Source organism: Acinetobacter sp. ACNIH1 (assembly GCF_002934695.1).
Lineage (GTDB): Bacteria > Pseudomonadota > Gammaproteobacteria > Pseudomonadales > Moraxellaceae > Acinetobacter > Acinetobacter variabilis.
The window spans coordinates 319,976-339,261 of record NZ_CP026420.1 but is presented as its reverse complement, the minus strand read 5'-3'; the positions used below and the strand labels follow the sequence as shown (position 1 = coordinate 339,261).

Genomic DNA, 19,286 nt, shown 5'->3' with positions numbered 1-19,286 from the left:
ACAACTGGGATGATTACTCGCTATGGTCTTATCTACGTTGCTTACGCTTCGTTTGCCTAGCTTTCTTCAAATAGAATGCATTAACAGATGTATCTGAGTCGCAGTAGTTTGTTCGATTAGCTTAACTAAATCAAGGCTTCGTCTGATCGTTAGATCAATATGAAATCAATTGATGCTTTATATACAACTGCTTGGGTGTTGTATAGTCAAGCCTCACGAGCAATTAGTATTGGTCAGCTTCACATATCGCTATGCTTCCACATCCAACCTATCAACGTCGTAGTCTTCAACGGCTCTTTAGGAGACATAAAGTCTCGGGGAAATCTTATCTTGAGGTGGGCTTCCCGCTTAGATGCTTTCAGCGGTTATCCCTTCCGAACATAGCTACCCGGCGATGCGACTGGCGTCACAACCGGTACACCAGAGGTTCGTCCACTCTGGTCCTCTCGTACTAGGAGCAGATCCTCTCAAATTTCCAGCGCCCACGGTAGATAGGGACCGAACTGTCTCACGACGTTCTAAACCCAGCTCGCGTACCTCTTTAAATGGCGAACAGCCATACCCTTGGGACCTGCTTCAGCCCCAGGATGAGATGAGCCGACATCGAGGTGCCAAACACCGCCGTCGATATGAACTCTTGGGCGGTATCAGCCTGTTATCCCCAGAGTACCTTTTATCCGTTGAGCGATGGCCCTTCCATACAGAACCACCGGATCACTAAGACCTACTTTCGTACCTGCTCGACTTGTGGGTCTCGCAGTTAAGCGCGCTTTTGCCTTTATACTCTACGCGTGATTTCCGACCACGCTGAGCGCACCTTCGTACTCCTCCGTTACTCTTTAGGAGGAGACCGCCCCAGTCAAACTACCCACCAGACATGGTCCTCGCTCCCGATCAGGGAGCAGAGTTAGAACCTCAATATTACCAGGGTGGTATTTCAAGGACGGCTCCATGGCAACTAGCGTCACCACTTCAAAGCCTCCCACCTATCCTACACAAGTAAGATCAAAGTTCAATGTCAAGCTGCAGTAAAGGTTCACGGGGTCTTTCCGTCTAGCCGCGGGTACACCGCATCTTCACGGCGAATTCGATTTCACTGAGCCTCTGCTGGAGACAGCGCCGCCATCATTATGCCATTCGTGCAGGTCGGAACTTACCCGACAAGGAATTTCGCTACCTTAGGACCGTTATAGTTACGGCCGCCGTTTACTGGGGCTTCGATCAAGAGCTTCGCTTACGCTAACCCCATCAATTAACCTTCCAGCACCGGGCAGGCATCACACCCTATACGTCCACTTTCGTGTTTGCAGAGTGCTATGTTTTTAATAAACAGTTGCAGCGGCCTGGTTTCTGAGGCTGCCAACAGCTCAAGGAGCAAGTCCTATCACCGCCGGCAGCGTACCTTCTCCCGAAGTTACGGTACCATTTTGCCTAGTTCCTTCAGCAGAGTTCTCTCAAGCGCTTTGGTCTACTCGACCTGACCACCTGTGTCGGTTTCGGGTACGATTCCAGTGTAACTGAAGCTTAGAGACTTTTCCTGGAAGTATGGTATCAGCCACTTCACCAGTAAACTGGCTTGCTATCAACTCTCAGCATGGAGCACCCCGGATTTGCCTAAGATGCATGCCTACTGTCTTCCACCTGGACAACCAACGCCAGGCTGACTTAACCTTCTCCGTCCTCTCATCGCATTACACTGAAGTATTGGAATATTAACCAATTTCCCATCGACTACGCCTCTCGGCCTCGCCTTAGGGGTCGACTCACCCAGCCCCGATTAACGTTGGACTGGAACCCTTGGTCTTTCAGCGAACGGGTTTTTCACCCGTTTTGTCGTTACTCACGTCAGCATTCGCACTTCTGATACCTCCAGCAGACTTCTCAATCCACCTTCATCGGCTTACAGAACGCTCCCCTACCACTTGCAATAAATTGCAAATCCGCAGCTTCGGTACATAGTTTTAGCCCCGTTACATCTTCCGCGCAGGCCGACTCGACTAGTGAGCTATTACGCTTTCTTTAAAGGGTGGCTGCTTCTAAGCCAACCTCCTAGCTGTCTATGCCTTCCCACATCGTTTCCCACTTAACTATAATTTAGGGACCTTAGCTGGCGGTCTGGATTGTTTTCCTCTTGACTACGGACGTTAGCACCCGCAGTCTGTCTCCCGGATAGTACTCATTGGTATTCGGAGTTTGCATCGGTTTGGTAAGTCGGGATGACCCCCTAGCCGAAACAGTGCTCTACCCCCAATGGTATTCGTCCGAGGCGCTACCTAAATAGCTTTCGGGGAGAACCAGCTATCACCGAGTTTGATTAGCCTTTCACCCCTATCCACAAGTCATCCCCTGGCTTTTCAACGACAGTGGGTTCGGTCCTCCAGTTAGTGCTACCCAACCTTCAACCTGCTCATGGATAGATCACCCGGTTTCGGGTCTATACCCAGCAACTATACGCCCTATTAAGACTCGATTTCTCTACGGCTCCCCTATTCGGTTAACCTCGCTACTGAATATAAGTCGCTGACCCATTATACAAAAGGTACGCAGTCACCACACAAAGTGGCTCCCACTGCTTGTATGCATGCGGTTTCAGGATCTATTTCACTCCCCTCACAGGGGTTCTTTTCGCCTTTCCCTCACGGTACTGGTTCACTATCGGTCAGTCAGGAGTATTTAGCCTTAGAGGATGGTCCCCCTATATTCAGACAAGGTTTCACGTGCCTCGCCCTACTCGACATCATCATATCAGCCCTTTCGTGTACAGGACTATCACCCACTATGGTTGCACTTCCCAGAGCATTCCACTAAAACTGATATGACTTAATGGGCTGTTCCCCTTTCGCTCGCCGCTACTGAGGGAATCTCAATTGATTTCTTTTCCTACGGATACTGAGATGTTTCACTTCTCCGCGTTCGCCTCATAAACCTATGTATTCAGTTTATGATACCGACCTTATAGCCGGTGGGTTTCCCCATTCAGACATCTCCGGATCACAGGATATTTGCCGCCTCCCCGGAGCTTTTCGCAGGCTATCACGTCTTTCTTCGCCTCTGACTGCCAAGGCATCCACCACATGCACTTAATTACTTGACTATACAACCCCAAACAGTCGTTCATCCCTACAAGTAGGATGAGCAACAGATTATGATGATTACTCATCACTCTCATACAGTTGGCGTTTCGTAGATTTAACTACTGTACAGCTTCAATTAGATTCATATACCAAAACGCTTGATTCAGTTAATTTCGCTAGTTCTCATTCAATCACTTCAACAGTCAATCTTGCGATCTCTTGTTTCCGCTCTTTCATGAGTATGAACAAATTATTTCAACTCAAATATATTCTGTTAATGATTTAATATGCATCCTCGTCGGACTGCATTACTGTGATAAATCACAGAGCTTAATAACAATGCCGCGTATTATACGCAACTTAATCACTAAGCTCTATAAGCTATCAGTTCGTTTGCTTAATGTTTAACTCATTGCATCGCAATGAGTGGTGGAGACTAGGAGAGTCGAACTCCTGACCTCCTGCGTGCAAAGCAGGCGCTCTACCAACTAAGCTAAGTCCCCAGCTTATCAATAAGTCAATGTCTCTGATTTCCTCACTCTGCAATTGCTTGCTTGTCGTTAGTGGTGGGTCTGACAAGACTTGAACTTGTGACCCCACGCTTATCAAGCGTGTGCTCTAACCAACTGAGCTACAGACCCTCAGATACATCGTCATGAAGAACAACTTGTTGTGGATTCTTACCAATCGTCAATCTTTCGTTAAGGAGGTGATCCAGCCGCAGGTTCCCCTACGGCTACCTTGTTACGACTTCACCCCAGTCATCGGCCACACCGTGGTAAGCGTCCTCCCTAAGGTTAGACTACCTACTTCTGGTGCAACAAACTCCCATGGTGTGACGGGCGGTGTGTACAAGGCCCGGGAACGTATTCACCGCGGCATTCTGATCCGCGATTACTAGCGATTCCGACTTCACGCAGTCGAGTTGCAGACTGCGATCCGGACTACGATCGGCTTTTTGAGATTAGCATCTGCTCGCGCAGTAGCAACCCTTTGTACCGACCATTGTAGCACGTGTGTAGCCCTGGCCGTAAGGGCCATGATGACTTGACGTCGTCCCCGCCTTCCTCCAGTTTGTCACTGGCAGTATCCTTAAAGTTCCCACCCGAAGTGCTGGCAAATAAGGAAAAGGGTTGCGCTCGTTGCGGGACTTAACCCAACATCTCACGACACGAGCTGACGACAGCCATGCAGCACCTGTATCAGAGTTCCCGAAGGCACCAATCCATCTCTGGAAAGTTCTCTGTATGTCAAGGCCAGGTAAGGTTCTTCGCGTTGCATCGAATTAAACCACATGCTCCACCGCTTGTGCGGGCCCCCGTCAATTCATTTGAGTTTTAGTCTTGCGACCGTACTCCCCAGGCGGTCTACTTATCGCGTTAGCTGCGCCACTAAAGCCTCAAGGGCCCCAACGGCTAGTAGACATCGTTTACGGCATGGACTACCAGGGTATCTAATCCTGTTTGCTCCCCATGCTTTCGCACCTCAGTGTCAGTATTAGGCCAGATGGCTGCCTTCGCCATCGGTATTCCTCCAGATCTCTACGCATTTCACCGCTACACCTGGAATTCTACCATCCTCTCCCATACTCTAGCTAACCAGTATCGAATGCAATTCCCAAGTTAAGCTCGGGGATTTCACATTTGACTTAATTAGCCACCTACGCGCGCTTTACGCCCAGTAAATCCGATTAACGCTTGCACCCTCTGTATTACCGCGGCTGCTGGCACAGAGTTAGCCGGTGCTTATTCTGCGAGTAACGTCCACTTATCCCGGGTATTAACCAGGTAAGCCTCCTCCTCGCTTAAAGTGCTTTACAACCAAAAGGCCTTCTTCACACACGCGGCATGGCTGGATCAGGGTTCCCCCCATTGTCCAATATTCCCCACTGCTGCCTCCCGTAGGAGTCTGGGCCGTGTCTCAGTCCCAGTGTGGCGGATCATCCTCTCAGACCCGCTACAGATCGTCGCCTTGGTAGGCCTTTACCCCACCAACTAGCTAATCCGACTTAGGCTCATCTATTAGCGCAAGGTCCGAAGATCCCCTGCTTTCTCCCGTAGGACGTATGCGGTATTAGCGTCCCTTTCGGAACGTTGTCCCCCACTAATAGGCAGATTCCTAAGCATTACTCACCCGTCCGCCGCTAGGAATCAGGTGCAAGCACCCTATCCCCGCTCGACTTGCATGTGTTAAGCCTGCCGCCAGCGTTCAATCTGAGCCATGATCAAACTCTTCAGTTAAAATCATTTCGAGTTTTATAAGTAAAACTCTTAAACTTGGCTCATCAATTTCCTGACTTAAATTTCGCTCAAATAAACTTCGAGTAATTCAAACCAATCAATCAATGAAAATAATTTCGATCAATCAACCAGTAAAAATCCACACAAGTTGTTCTTCATAATCTCTTAATGATCTTCTTACTACTTCGTCAGTAGCAAGCTAGGTCGGCTATATTACTCTCTATCTCTAGAAAGTCAACCAGTAATGAAAATTATTTTTAAAACCCCTTTCTAAAACCCAACTTAACTATTTCATGCTAAGTTACTGTTTTATCAGAAGTTTTAATCTTCATCACCGCCGATGGATGTGCATTCTACAGCATTTCAGATGCCTTGCAACACCTTTTTTAAATAAATCTTACCGCATGTCTAATTTTTAGTCTTTTATGAAGTTTTTATTCATTTATTATACAATTTTGCTTAAATTACGCCTATTCCTAGTAATACAGTTTATTATTCCGGGTTAAACAACGCCACTATACTCAGAACAAGGCTTTGGGGTTTCCTTATGCATCGCTCTATTTATTTATCTTTATGCTTATTTTCTTTGGCCTCTAGCCCATTAATTTTTGCTGAAGACACTACTCAGGCTGAACAGACTGAAATAGAAACTGAATCTTCTACTACTACTGATACGGTTCCACTCAGAGAAAAAATATCTTCCAAGGTGAGTCACCTGCAAACCCAGCTAAAAGTCGATGCTAGTGCTGCACAGGCTGAAGAAGTTAAAGATCCTTTTCAGGGCTGGAATAGAAAGGTGTATCAATTTAATAATGCAATCGATCAGGCAGTCGTTCGCCCCATTGCGGTTCAGTATCAGGAAAAGGTTCCTCAAGATGTTCGTGGCAGCTACACCCAGTTCCGTAGCAATTTGGGTGAACCATGGAATGCGGTAAACCAGTTGATTCAGGGCCGTCCTGCTCGTGCGGTAAAATCTTTGGGCCGTTTTACCATTAATACCTTAACTACTTTAGGTCTGGCAGATCCTGCCCGTCGTCTGGGATTGGATCATGAAGATGAAAAGTTCGGGATCACACTAGGTTATTATGGTGTACCTTCTGGCCCTTATGTGATGTTACCGTTCCTGGGCCCAAGTTCTGTGCGTGATACTTTCGGTATGGCAGTCGATAGCCAGACCCGTCCACAGAAATATATTCTTGAAGATGATGAAGGCTTGTATTGGGGTGATCAATTCTGGCGTGCAATTGATAATCGTGCAGAATTACTTGATATTGAAGGTGTGTTAACAGGTGATCGTTATGCACAAATTCGCGATATTTATTTGCAGCGTACCAATTATATGATCGCCCAGAAAAAAGGTCTGGAACAGGAATCTTTATTCCTTGAAGATGACTTCGATGATGAAAATCTTGAAGATGAATCTTTCGATGAAAATGAGACTGAATCTTCTAGTGATGACCTTTGAAACCTAAGCTCAATGATGATTTGCTAGCGGAAACTGTTCGCTAGCAATCATTTGCTTGTTATAGTACATCTTATAACTCATTCCAGGATCGAACTACCTGTCTATGTATTTCATTCAACCTAACCGTGATATTCCTTATTTAGATCAAGTACTTGAGAAGCTTCCGCACGTTCAAGTAATCAAACTGGAAGATCACGAGTTGTACGATGCAACGATTATTGCTATTGCAGATGTACATGATTATCTGAAATATAAGTGGAACCTTCCGACTGTAGTATTAGCGCTAGAAAATGAAGGAACAGCCTTGGCACAAGCTTGGGAACAAGGTGCTTTGGCAGGCTGGATCTGGGATAAACTGCCTCAACAACCCGATATCGCATTACAAAAAATTGATGCGCAATATAAGCGTAATCAGGATAGTCGTGATCTTCCTTCTGCGGCAGAGCTACAAAAACGTTTGCTGCCGAATGAAATTGAATTAACCAATTATGCGGTTGAAACCTATTTTCAGCCTTCTGCTTATCTATCTGGCGATTGGTACGATTACTGGAAAATCAGCGATAAAGAAGTCATTTTCTATCTTGCGGATGTTTCTGGCCATGGCGTTACCAGCAGTTTATTAACGTCCTGGATGGCGGCTTTTCATGGTCGCTCCAAAACGCCTCGTGAGCTAATCAAGAAACTAAACGGGATGCTGGTTCAGGAAAATATCGAAAAGCATATCACCATGATTGCCGGAATCCTGAACCTGGAAACCCATGTCTTGAAATGGTCCAGTGCTGGTCACTACCCTCCTCCGATTATCTTTGAACCGAATCAGGAACCAAAAATCCTGTCATCCAGCAGCTTCCCTCTTGGCCTCACTGAAGACCTTGAGGTAGAAGAAAATGAGTATATCCTCAGCCGCAATGCACGTTTCATTATATGTTCAGATGGGGCATTGGAGCCGTTTAGCGGCGGTCTGAATGAACAATTTTCCCAATTATTGCATCACTTACAAAACGAATCCTTCGAGGCACCCGAACATGTTGCCGACGATATTGCCATTCTCAGCTTTATAAGAGTGAAATAGCAGTATAATTACAAGCTTTATAAGCACTTAATTTGATTGCGACTTTCAGCTACTTGAGTATCCGTAGACCCTATGGGATAATTTAATATCCTTCTCTGCAAATGGCATTTATATGTCAACAGGTCATGTTGAATATGCAAGCTTGAATGGAACGCATATTTTTAAGCTTATCGGCGAAGTGCGGGCCCAATCTTGTATTAGTCTAGACAAATTACTGAACAAACTTGAGCAGCAGGACAACGTTGTTGGCGCAATTGTTGATCTGACTGAAACCAGCTTTATTGACAGCACTGTACTGGGTGTCCTAGCAAAATTAGGACTTAAACTTAAGCAGCTCCATAAGATCCAGGCGGTGATGTTGTCGACGAACTCTGATATCACGACTCTGGCCAACAGTATGGGCTTGGGGCAGGTCTTTGTCATTTTGGATTACTGCGGTGATTCAAATGTATGCACGCGTAAACTGATGGAAGAACATGTGACGCATCAAGCGATGCTGAAAACTGTTCTGGATGCACACAAGACTTTAATGCGGTTAAATCAGAGCAACCAGAATATGTTTGAGCCCTTGGTCAAACAGTTGCAAAAAGAACAAGATAATCTAGATCAAGTGTCTGAACAAAAGGTATAAACACACAATAAGGAATCCCTATGACTTTACTTTCTGTTGCACAGATGAATTCCCAGAATGAAATTGAGCAAAATTTCATGACCATCGAATCATTAATTCAACAAAGTAAAGCAAAAGGCGCTGAACTTATTGTCTTTCCTGAAAATTTCGTCTGTTTTGCTGCTGGTAAACAGCGCGAAACCGCTGCTCAGTTCGAGAGCATTCAACAACGTCTGGAACAGCTGGCTCATCAATATCAGATCTGGATTATCGCGGGGACATTACCCTGTCCTTATCGTCCTGATGGTTCGATTATTGAAGATGACCGGGTTCGAACCGTAAGTCTATGTATTAGCCCAGAAAAAACTGAAGCCCGCTATGACAAGATTCACCTCTTTGATGTACAGGTCGGTGATGCTGTTGGTGGCTATCAGGAATCCCAATTTTTTGAACCAGGTACCGATATTGTTGTTGCGAAAACGCCTTTTGGCAATATCGGTATGATGGTCTGCTATGACCTGCGTTTCCCTGAACTCGCGCTTCATTTACGTGGCCAAGGCGCGAATATTTTAACTGCGCCATCTGCCTTTACTTACACCACTGGCCAAATGCACTGGCAATTATTATTGCAAGCACGTGCTATGGATACCCAATGCACAGTTCTCGGTGCTGCTCAACAGGGTTGGCATGGTGAAAAACGTCAAACTTGGGGACATGCCGCTGCCACAAACAGCCGTGGTCAACTTCTCGATATGGTGCATGCGGAAGGCGCACAGATTATTATGGTTGATTTTGATTTGACTGAGCAGGCCAAAGTGCGTGAGTCTATGCCACTCATGCAGCATCACAAGCTATTACAATTTTCTTAAGTCAGACTTTCTACTGCATTCTCATTCGCTTGCATAAATTAACAAAATCCCTGCTTATTCTTCCCTAGAAATTATGGAGCATAGAAGTTCCATAAAAGAACAAGCAGGAAATACTCTCATGTCATTAGAAAAAGTAGTATATACCGCACGTGCCAAAGCTACAGGCGGTCGAGATGGCCGTGCAACCTCTGACGATCAGATTCTGGATGTAAAACTGGCAGTGCCTAAGGAAATGGGTGGCCCAGGTGGCGGGACCAATCCTGAACAATTGTTCGCTGCAGGTTATTCAGCCTGTTTTTTAGGTGCCATGAAGTTTGTTGCCAACCGGGATAAAATCAATATTAGCAAAGATGCCTATATTGAGGGTGAAGTTGGCATTGGTCCGATTCCTACCGGTTTTGGTATTGAAGTGACTTTAAATGTTCATTTAGAAGGCATGGAACAGGAAGAAGCACAAAAGCTGGTCGATGCCGCACACATCGTTTGTCCTTATTCAAATGCAACCCGTAACAATATTGATGTTACTTTGAATGTCATCACCTAAGTCTACATAAGCATTCCACTCTCTATCCTGAAAAATCAGAAGTCATTTCAGGATAGAGCTGATCATTCTTATAAAATTTTGATCAAAATTGCTTTATGCTATTTAATAAAAAAATGATCATTTGAGATATTTATTTAAGAAAACAGTGCCTTCCTATCCCATCGAATAAAAATTTACTCTGCCGCCTCATTGGTTACACGCAGAACTTCTTCAATCGTGGTTTTACCAGCCAGCACTTTACGTAAACCATCATCGCGAATTGAACCTGATTGCTGACGTGCATAGGTTTCCAGCTCATATTCAGCCGCATTGCCATGAATCAGACGGCGCATATGCTCATCGACCGGTACAATTTCATAAATGGCGGTACGTCCACTAAAGCCGGTATTCCCACAGCGTTCACAACCGTGCGGTTGAGGTAATCTTAAATCCTGTGGATGCTCAATATGTTCAAACAGATTTTTCTCAAATGCATCTGCATCCTTCCAGGTCGCACAATGTGGACATAAGGTACGCACAAGACGCTGAGCAACTACGCCAATTAAAGAGCTGGATAGTAAGAATGGCTCAATTCCCATATCTTTTAAACGCGTCACTGCACCAATCGCAGTATTGGTATGTAGTGTTGATAATACCAGGTGACCAGTCAATGATGCCTGAACTGCAATTTCTGCAGTTTCCAGATCACGGATTTCCCCTACCATCACCACATCTGGATCCTGACGTAACATGGCTTTTAAGGCACGGGCAAAGGTCATATCGACTTTGGTATTTACCTGAGTCTGACCAATCCCTTCTAACTGATATTCCACTGGATCTTCAGCTGTCAGAATATTTTTGGAACCATCATTCAGATCAGAGAGTGCTGCATATAAGGTAGTGGTCTTACCCGAACCGGTAGGTCCAGTCACCAGAATAATGCCATGAGGACGATGCACCAAGGTCTTGAGTCGATCATAATCATTATTCATCAAGCCCAGATGAGTCATATTCAGACGGCCAGCTTGTTTGTCCAGCAAACGCATCACCACCCGCTCACCATAAGAAGATGGCAAGGTCGAAACACGAACATCGACTTCACGACCTGCCAGACGTAAGGAAATACGGCCATCCTGAGGAATCCGTTTTTCCGCAATATCCAGCTTGGCCATGACCTTGATCCGTGATACCAGTAATGGTGCCAGTTCACGACGTGGCTGCACAATTTCACGCAACTGCCCATCGACACGCAAACGTACGGAAAGTCGTTTTTCAAAAGATTCCACATGAATATCTGAAGCTCCAACCCGGATTGCTTCAGACAACAAGGCATTGATCAGACGGACAATAGGCGCATCATCCTCTTGATCCATCAGATCTTCGGCTTCAGGGACCGAATCAGCAAGGCTTAATAAATCCGGGTGATCTTCCAGACCAGCCGCGACCTGCTGTGACTCACCACTATCGCCGGCAAAACTGGAACTGAGTAACTGATTGAATTCTTGTTCTGTACAATGTTGATACTGGGCCGGATGACCCAGCAAACGGCGTGCTTCCTGTAATGCAAGCATAGATGTATTGTCACGACGGACAATAAAAGCCTGATCTCCCTCATAACGCAATAGCACACCATGACGTTTCGCAAAGCTATACGGGATTTGTAATTGTTTCAGTACTTGCATCGCAGATTATAATAATGATGAAAAAATTTAAATTGAGTGTACTCTAAGCATATGACAGCGTGAAGTATGTTTTCAAAGATTTAGCAAGAAAGGATGCCAACATTGCCGCAAGATCAAGAGGAATTAAACCTGCAGCCTCCCAGAATTCAATGGTGGGGAGAGCAAAGTTTTGAAATTAACGAGTCTAAGGCTTGGCAATTTGGCTCTCTGCTGTTTCGTTTGACCAGAGGTTTGCAGGAATGGCGACTGGAATATTATCGTCCGACGGTGCAGTACGATTATGAACAGCAATGGCATCAGATTAATGATCCACTGTTTGCATTTCCGAAACCGGTGAAAATTGAACGCTATATGTTCAAATCTACCCAAAGCAAGTTACAGCTTATGCCGCGTCTGGCGAATCGCTCCGTAGTAATTAAACCGGTTGATCCGATTTATATTCCGGCTGGACAACGTGGAACCCTCTATATCAGCACCCCGCTATGGATTGCCGGTTTTGTCGAAGGTCAACGTGAACCGATTTTTGATCTTCCAGTGATTTTACCGAAAGACACCTGGTTTGGACCCAATCATCGTTCCGGTGAAATTTGCTATGCTACCGCAGTTGACGGAAGAACCGAGCTCCAACAATTACGTCCTCGTGCATTCCGTGCTGTGACCCCGATTGAATTTCATAATACCAGTCAGCAGCAACTGCGTTTCGATCGAATGAATGTTCCAGTACCTGCATTGCCTCTCTTTTATAGTGCCAGCACTGAACGTCTGTGGACCTCGCAGATTAAGGTTTTGCATGAAGGTCTGGATCGCCCACCTCGGATCCGGGTGGAAAACCGTACCCCGCCCAATGCGGGTGAAGTAGATTATTTACACCCACCGCGTGATCCAGCGGGAAATTTATTTAATATGTTTGATTCATTTTTCTAAGAGCGTGTGATGCCAAATTCGAATATTCCAACCGAAGTCACCAACAGTCTCAAGGGAGTATTTACCAATATTAATACGGATCGCCTGACTGAAATTGTCGTCGCGGTTGTGCTGTGTTTTATTGGTTTCCTGATCGCACGTTTTTTCTCGAATGCTTTTATCCGTACTGTCGGTATACGCTTTAATGCGCATCAGCAAATGGTCTGGCGCCGCGGGATTTTCTACTTTATTTTCCTGTTGTTTGTGATGGCGAGTTTGAAGGAAGCCGGCTTTAAGCTCAGTGTTTTTCTCGGTGCAGCGGGTATTTTAACTGTGGCTTTGGGTTTCGCTTCTCAAACCTCTGCATCCAACCTGATCAGCGGTATCTTCCTGATTGGTGAAGGATCTTTTGAGGTCGGTGATACCATTCAGATTACACTGATTCGTGGACATACCGTTGAAGGTGAAGTGATTTCGATTGATCTGCTCTCGGTTAAACTGCTTACCCAAGATAATATCTATATACGTTTGCCGAACGAACAACTGATTCGGGCTCCGGTACACAACCTGTCCAAGTTTCCAATTCGGCGTATTCCGATTACCTTGGCTATTAATTTCCATGAAGACATCATCAAGGTGCGTGAAGTACTGCTTGATGTTGCCAATAAATATCCGCTGGTTCTGGCCGATCCAAAGCCTGCAGTCACAGTCACCGCCTTCCGTGAATCTTCGATTGAACTTTTGTTTGCGATTTGGTGTCAGCAGGAAAATTATCTGAAAGTCCGTGATGAAATGCAGGAACGGATTCGAAATGGCTTTCTCGATAACCAGATTGAAATTCCGGTACCGAAAATGGGCTTTGTTGATCATCCACTGGCTCGCCCACTGGAAAATGAAGACGTTGATCAATATGCCAATGAGAAGGAGCTGAAGAGAGAGCCGGATTTAAAATAACTTTTTCTAAATCCCTCCTCACCTCCCTTTACTAAGGGAGGGACTGTCATAAAAAGCCTGTCTTTCTTTTACATATCGCTTAAAGCAGTGCTTTAAGCTCGTTCAGGGGTTGGGGAGATTAAATTAACGCTCAAATCGAGTAATTTAGATTCAAACCCTTTTCTCCCCATCCGGCATTGGTGCTATATACGCAATCAGTAGCATGACCCCACCGGCCAGCAAGAATGAAATCACACGTGTCAGTGTACCGGTATGAGATAAGTCGAATAACACCAGCTTCAAGCTGACGATCACCAGAATACTGCCTCCTAAAATCCACATCGGTTTAAGCCTTTTTAGCGTAGCCGTCCACATGGTTGCCCAAGCCAACAATACCCAAAGAATCGTCAAACTTAGCTGCACCGTAGCATTGCTCCATAATTCCAGACTATTAAATGGTGTTTGCAGATAGATATGTAGAGCCCGTAATACAATATAGCTCGACAGCCATAACAGGCTTAGCACCATCAGTACCGACATCATACCGCGATCGTGTCCTGCCCGAATCTGCTGCAACAGCATCCATAGGAAACTGGCAAGCATGGCCAGACTGATCAGATCAAATGGATTGAATAGAGGCAGCCAGTAATATTGGAAAGCTTGCTGGTTAAACAGCTGTGAGCATATTAACCAAGCTCCCATTAATACCAAGCAGTTTTTACTTTGCCAGAGTAAACGCCACTCTGAATTTTCTTTTTGTCGGTAACACCAGAACCAGAATACCAGAGGCAGAATTACCATACTGAGATAAGGCATGCTCGGTATTAGGCATAAACTGGCTAAAGCCAGGCTGGCAAAAACACCAAAGCTCATCCACTCTTTGGATAAATCAATCCCTTTCACCGGTCTTAACCATAAAGCAGCCAGCAATAATGATGAAAGTGCAAAGATTCCACGCTCCAAAGCACTTGGCCAGACCAGAATCCCATTTTCGCTATGATCAACAGCCAGCAAAATCGCAATGATCACCAATGGCGTAAGACTGCTCCATTTTGGCAATAACCAGCACCATTCCTGATGCTTGCGTTGTATGATTTCACTTAGAACCGTATGACCCAGTGCAAGACTGAATAAACTATAAATATAGGCCTGCTCATGAGCAAATTCATCTTCAAGCAAGGCAAACAACATCAAAATTCCAGCAAAACTGAGAATGCTCAGAAAACTGATACTTAAACTATTCAGCTGCTGGCGATATTTGGCTTTAAGCTGACTCAGGAAGACGACGGCGACATAACAGAAGCTGAGAATCCAGAAAATTTCCCGCGGTGTGGGATTAAGCTCAATCAGATAGTAAACACTACTGAAGCCTGCCATGATCAGCAGTCCCATACTCAGATAATGCGCAACCCGAATATTCTTTTCCAATGCCCAGAGATAAATTAGTACGCCTTCAACCGCCCAACCGACTACGCTCCACTGCTCTGTCAATAAAATGGGGGGAATCAAAGCCAGGAAGATCAGCATCAAGCTGAGATAACTTTGGGAAATGACCTGAATACTTTCTCTACGACGCACTAAAGTCCAACAGATTGCAAATATCCCGGCAAATAACAGACTAAGCCCGGCTTGCCAAAGCTTCTGATCAGGCTGATTGAAATGAATCAGATACAGGAAAATATAGGCGGTAATCGGTGCAGCGAAAATCAGGGCCAGATCCAGAACCGGTTTTAAACGAAAACGGGAAAGATCCTGTCGGGCCAGTAACTGGCTAAAACGAAAGCCTAGCCAGATGAATACTGCACTATGTGCCAGAATCAGAGCCGTCATTGTATAACGTTCGTATGTATGACCATGAATCAGGCTATACATCCCACCTACTATGACTGTGACTAGAAAAGCAATCTGGTTCAGGATTTTCCAGGGCCGCAAACTGCTGAGTAACAGCACGCCAATATTAATCAGCAGATAATAACTGATGAACTCAACCGCAGAAGCATCCCGGGTCGGCAAGGTAAACGGCGCCAGATAGGCAATAAATAAAGCCATAACTGCCAGCTCAATACTTTCCTGTTTCAAGCTTAAGTACAGCGTAATTGCCAAAATAACCAAAAACACCAGAGCTGCGAGTGACAACGTGGCAATCACCAGATTGTAATAGGCAAAGAACAAGGTCAGAAATAATGCTCCTAATCCCAAGCCTTCCAGTGCCAGACCGAAACTTCGATTGTTAGCGATCAGGGTATAACCCAATCCGGTCACAACAACAGCAGATAAAGCGACCAGTCCCAATTTTACCGCCAGGCTCAGCTGCCAGTGCTCTGTTGCAAAACGGAGTAATAAAATAATCCCAATGACCAAAATCGCGATCGCAGCTTTAAGAACCGGATTTCCACGAAAAATCCATTGTTGGATCTGATCCAGCAATTGTGGTTGATCTGGACTAGCTTGAGCGGTAATGGGTAAAGGAATATCTGGTTGAGTGATTTCTGGATGAGTCCGATCTGCTGACCGGTAACGAGATTGCAACTGGACAATCTTACGTTCCAAACGTTGTAGCCAGCGTAATAGAAAGAAGATCCACGCGGTAATGCCGATCCCCATCAGCCAGTTAAGCTCAGTCACGCCTCCGACAATGGCGATAATAGAAGAAATATACAGCGGTATTTTAGAATTGGCTGGCACAATCACCTGCGTCGGTGCAGTCAGATCCCGCACGGGCGCTTCAATGGCACTGATATATTGCATCACGCTGATCAGGAAACCCAGACCAGTGAGATAAGTCACGATCTGCAATTCCAGATACCATGCACTTATTCCCACAATTACCAGACTAATCAGCCAGATCATACGCAATTCATTTTGCCCTGCCGTCATTCTTCTCGTTCTCGTTCCTTAACCATGTCATCATACAACAGCTTGTACTGCTTATTTCATCTTCACCCGATATTCGCTAAGCTGTAGAAACCGACTTGCCCCTGCGAGTGCAGTAAAAATCACGTACAATAAAACTGTTTTTTGAATAAGGAATTGATTACATGCCACCATTTGTCTTGGTCGATGGCTCTTACTTTTTATTTCGTGCCTTTCATGCACTACCACCATTAACCACGTCAACCGGTCTGCACACCAATGCAATTCGTGGTGCGATTTCTGCTATTCAAAAACTGATGCGCCGTACCCAGCCAACCCATATGGCGGTGATTTTCGACACGCCTGAACCGACTTTCCGTCACGAGCTATCACCTATTTATAAAGGTGACCGTCCGAGTATGCCGGAAGAACTGTCCCAGCAAATTCCATACTTACATGCCTTGATTCGTGCTTTGGGCATTCCCCTGCATATGCTGCCAGGTGCGGAAGCTGATGACATTATTGGTACATTAGCGAAACGTGCTGAAGCTTTAGGTCATCAGGTACTGATTTCAACCGGTGATAAAGACATGGCACAACTGGTGACTGATAAAGTGACCTTGGAAGACAGTTTCAAAGAAAAACCGATGGATGTTGATGGGGTTTTTGAAAAGTTTGGTGTATGGCCAAACCAGATCATTGACTACCTGACCCTGATGGGCGATGCCTCAGACGGCATTATGGGTGTGCCTGGGATCGGAGCGAAAACTGCAGCCAAATTACTCAATGAATATGGCTCGATTGGTGGCATTCTGGAAAATGTCGACAAGATCAAAGGTAAAGTGGGTCAGAATATTAAAGACAATACCGATGGCATTGCATTGGATCATCAATTGGCCAGCATTATTTGCGATCTGGATTTAAGCTTCACTTATGATGACCTGAAACTTCAGGATCCAAATGTAGAAGCTTTACGTAATCTGTATACCGAACTGGAATTCCGTAACCAGCTGCAATCACTGGATCATCCGAATAATCCAAACAACCGTAATTATAAACAGGCTACCCAATCGATTACTGCCAAAGCAGCACCTGAACCTCAGGAAGCCGATGACCAGCAGGCGACACTAAGCAGTGATAATGATCAGCTTGGAGAAGCGACGTATCATACTGTGTTGACTCAGGAAGATTGGGGCAAGCTGTTTGAACGTTTAAACACTGAAAAACGCTTTGCTTTTGATACTGAAACCACCAGCCTGGATTATCGGATTGCACAGATTGTCGGTTTTTCGGTGGCTTTTGATGCACAGGATGCCTATTACGTACCGCTAGCACATGATTATGAAGGTGCGCCAGAACAGCTCAATCGTGAAGAAATTTTGGCTCAGATCAAACCGATTTTAGAAGATGAAGCGATTCAGAAAATTGGCCACCACCTGAAATATGATGCGCATGTTCTGGAAAATCACGGCATTCATCTGGCGGGCTGGTATTTTGATACCATGCTGGCTTCTTATGTGCTCAACTCGGTTGCCACCCGTCATGGCATGGATGATGTGGCTCGTCTGTACTTAAGCCACTTAACCACGACCTATGAACAGGTGGCAGGTAAAGGCGCCAAACAAAAAACTTTCAATAAAATCGAGATCGAAACCGCAGCACACTATGCCGCAGAAGATGCACATGTGACCTATCGTTTGTTTGAAGTACTGAGCAAAAAGCTTCAAACTTATCCTGAGCTGGTCAATATTCTACACAATATTGAAATGCCTGTAGCGCGTGTGCTGACCAGCATGGAAGAAAATGGCATCCGACTGGATCTGGCTTTCTTGGATCAACTCGGTTGTGAATTTGCTCAAACCATGCAGAATCTGGAAAATCAGATCACGGAAATAGCCGGTGAAACATTTAATGTCAGCTCTCCAAAACAGGTCGGCGAAGTTCTGTTTGACAAACTGGGCCTGAAAGGTGGTAAAAAGACCTCTACCGGTCAGTACAGCACCAGTGAAAGTGTGCTGGAAAAACTGGAACACCCGATTGCTGAACTGATTCTGGAATATCGGGGTCTGTCCAAACTGAAAAGTACCTATACCGATGGTCTATGCAAACAGGCCAATAATGAGACCCATCGTGTGCATACCAGTTACCATCAGGCACTGACTGCAACCGGCCGTTTATCATCAACCGATCCAAACTTGCAGAACATTCCAATTCGTGCGGAAATCGGACGTCAGATTCGTAAGGCCTTTATTGCGCCTGAAGGTCGTGTCTTACTCGCAGCGGATTATTCACAGATTGAATTGCGTCTCATGGCACATTTATCTCAGGATGATGCGCTAGTAGATGCCTTTAACCATGGACAGGACGTGCACCGTCGTACCGCAGCTGAAGTTCTGGGCATCCCACTCGAAGAAGTGACCAATGATCAGCGTCGTCAGGCCAAAGCCGTGAACTTCGGCCTGCTCTATGGCATGTCTGAATTTGGTCTGACTCGTCAGTTAGGTTTCACTCGTCAGGAATCACAGGAATATATCAAACAGTATTTCCGCCGTTATCCGGGGATTTATGAATATATGCAGCGTACCCGTCAGGTGGCATTGGAACAAGGCTTTGTCGAAACTATTCTAGGTCGCCGTTTGTATACACCGGATATCGATGCCCGTAACATGATGGTCCGCAAAGCCGCTGAACGTGCTGCGATTAATGCACCATTACAAGGTTCGGCTGCAGACATCATCAAAATGGCGATGATTGAAGTTGATAAAATGCTGCCTAAAGATCAAGCCAAAATGCTGCTGCAAGTCCACGATGAATTGGTATTTGAAGTCGATGAAGCGATTGCAGATGAACTGGCACCTCAACTGGCTGAAGTGATGCAATCCGTGATTGAAATTTCTGTACCTTTGGTTGTGGAAGTCGGTAAAGGCATGAACTGGGATGAAGCGCATTAATACTAAAGCTCCTTCCTCCTTTTAGGAGGAAGGTTGGGATGGAGGTTATTTAAATTTATAGACCTCATCCTAACCTTCTCCTACAAGGAGAGGGAATTTTCTTGAAATAAA

The 19,286-nt window shown here is 45.5% G+C and carries 10 protein-coding genes, 2 tRNA genes and 2 rRNA genes; 8 read left to right on the top strand and 6 right to left on the bottom strand.

Annotated elements, in window-relative coordinates:
• Window positions 1-202: 202 nt before the first annotated feature.
• The 4 genes from C3F22_RS01740 to C3F22_RS01725 all read right to left on the bottom strand — a co-directional run bounded on the left by C3F22_RS01740 (window position 203) and on the right by C3F22_RS01725 (window position 5,314).
• A 23S ribosomal RNA gene (locus tag C3F22_RS01740) occupies window positions 203-3,094 on the bottom strand.
• A gap of 407 nt (window positions 3,095-3,501) precedes the next feature.
• Window positions 3,502-3,577 (bottom strand) — tRNA-Ala (locus C3F22_RS01735).
• A gap of 61 nt (window positions 3,578-3,638) precedes the next feature.
• Window positions 3,639-3,715 (bottom strand) — tRNA-Ile (locus C3F22_RS01730).
• 61 nt (window positions 3,716-3,776) lie between these two features.
• Window positions 3,777-5,314, bottom strand: a 16S ribosomal RNA gene (locus C3F22_RS01725).
• Together the 16S and 23S rRNA genes with 2 tRNA genes alongside form the textbook arrangement of a ribosomal RNA operon.
• 547 nt (window positions 5,315-5,861) lie before the next feature.
• Between C3F22_RS01725 and C3F22_RS01715 the strand changes: the two genes are divergently transcribed.
• The 5 genes from C3F22_RS01715 to C3F22_RS01695 all read left to right on the top strand — a co-directional run bounded on the left by C3F22_RS01715 (window position 5,862) and on the right by C3F22_RS01695 (window position 9,874).
• Complete coding sequence (locus tag C3F22_RS01715) at window positions 5,862-6,779, top strand: VacJ family lipoprotein (protein WP_104425773.1); 918 nt, start codon at window positions 5,862-5,864, stop codon at window positions 6,777-6,779.
• Window positions 6,780-6,882: 103 nt separating this feature from the next.
• Entirely contained in the window at window positions 6,883-7,851 is a 969-nt protein-coding gene (gigA, locus tag C3F22_RS01710) for an RsbU family protein phosphatase GigA (RefSeq protein WP_104425772.1), read from the top strand.
• Window positions 7,852-7,963: 112 nt separating this feature from the next.
• Window positions 7,964-8,482 (top strand): anti-anti-sigma factor GigB, encoded by a 519-nt coding sequence (gene gigB, locus C3F22_RS01705; protein ID WP_004783532.1) that lies wholly within the window; start codon window positions 7,964-7,966, stop codon window positions 8,480-8,482.
• 20 nt (window positions 8,483-8,502) lie between these two features.
• Complete coding sequence (locus tag C3F22_RS01700) at window positions 8,503-9,330, top strand: carbon-nitrogen hydrolase family protein (protein WP_104425771.1); 828 nt, start codon at window positions 8,503-8,505, stop codon at window positions 9,328-9,330.
• 118 nt (window positions 9,331-9,448) lie between these two features.
• Window positions 9,449-9,874, top strand: a complete 426-nt coding sequence (locus C3F22_RS01695; RefSeq protein WP_104425770.1) for an organic hydroperoxide resistance protein — start codon at window positions 9,449-9,451, stop codon at window positions 9,872-9,874.
• Window positions 9,875-10,047: 173 nt separating this feature from the next.
• Here the strand turns inward: C3F22_RS01695 and gspE are convergent, their stop codons facing one another.
• Complete coding sequence (gspE, locus tag C3F22_RS01690) at window positions 10,048-11,535, bottom strand: type II secretion system ATPase GspE (protein WP_004783540.1); 1,488 nt, start codon at window positions 11,533-11,535, stop codon at window positions 10,048-10,050.
• A 93-nt stretch (window positions 11,536-11,628) separates the two neighbouring features.
• On the opposite strand from gspE, the gene C3F22_RS01685 reads away from it, so the two are divergent.
• Both C3F22_RS01685 and C3F22_RS01680 read left to right on the top strand, forming a co-directional pair.
• Window positions 11,629-12,459: a hypothetical protein gene (locus C3F22_RS01685; RefSeq protein WP_104425769.1), complete on the top strand. Its 831-nt coding sequence runs from the start codon at window positions 11,629-11,631 to the stop codon at window positions 12,457-12,459.
• A gap of 9 nt (window positions 12,460-12,468) precedes the next feature.
• Window positions 12,469-13,392: a mechanosensitive ion channel family protein gene (locus tag C3F22_RS01680; protein WP_104425768.1), complete on the top strand. Its 924-nt coding sequence runs from the start codon at window positions 12,469-12,471 to the stop codon at window positions 13,390-13,392.
• 150 nt (window positions 13,393-13,542) lie between these two features.
• On the opposite strand, the gene C3F22_RS01675 is transcribed toward C3F22_RS01680, so the two are convergent.
• On the bottom strand, window positions 13,543-16,248 hold the full coding sequence (locus C3F22_RS01675; RefSeq protein WP_104425767.1) for a DUF2339 domain-containing protein: 2,706 nt from the start codon (window positions 16,246-16,248) through the stop codon (window positions 13,543-13,545).
• A 161-nt stretch (window positions 16,249-16,409) separates the two neighbouring features.
• Here C3F22_RS01675 and polA point away from each other — a divergent pair, with 161 nt between their 5' ends.
• A complete protein-coding gene (gene polA, locus C3F22_RS01670) occupies window positions 16,410-19,175 on the top strand; it encodes a DNA polymerase I (RefSeq protein WP_104425766.1) in 2,766 nt (921 codons plus the stop codon).
• The last annotated feature ends 111 nt before the right edge of the window (window positions 19,176-19,286 follow it).

Excerpts from the sequence above, each read along its gene's own strand:
- gigB (WP_004783532.1), top strand. The coding sequence starts at position 7,964 with ATGTCAACAGGTCATGTTGAATATGCAAGCTTGAATGGAACGCATATT.
- C3F22_RS01700 (WP_104425771.1), top strand. The coding sequence starts at position 8,503 with ATGACTTTACTTTCTGTTGCACAGATGAATTCCCAGAATGAAATTGAG.
- C3F22_RS01685 (WP_104425769.1), top strand. The coding sequence starts at position 11,629 with ATGCCAACATTGCCGCAAGATCAAGAGGAATTAAACCTGCAGCCTCCC.
- C3F22_RS01715 (WP_104425773.1), top strand. The coding sequence starts at position 5,862 with ATGCATCGCTCTATTTATTTATCTTTATGCTTATTTTCTTTGGCCTCT.
- C3F22_RS01680 (WP_104425768.1), top strand. The coding sequence starts at position 12,469 with ATGCCAAATTCGAATATTCCAACCGAAGTCACCAACAGTCTCAAGGGA.
- polA (WP_104425766.1), top strand. The coding sequence starts at position 16,410 with ATGCCACCATTTGTCTTGGTCGATGGCTCTTACTTTTTATTTCGTGCC.
- gspE (WP_004783540.1), bottom strand. The coding sequence starts at position 11,535 with ATGCAAGTACTGAAACAATTACAAATCCCGTATAGCTTTGCGAAACGT.
- C3F22_RS01695 (WP_104425770.1), top strand. The coding sequence starts at position 9,449 with ATGTCATTAGAAAAAGTAGTATATACCGCACGTGCCAAAGCTACAGGC.
- gigA (WP_104425772.1), top strand. The coding sequence starts at position 6,883 with ATGTATTTCATTCAACCTAACCGTGATATTCCTTATTTAGATCAAGTA.
- C3F22_RS01675 (WP_104425767.1), bottom strand. The coding sequence starts at position 16,248 with ATGACGGCAGGGCAAAATGAATTGCGTATGATCTGGCTGATTAGTCTG.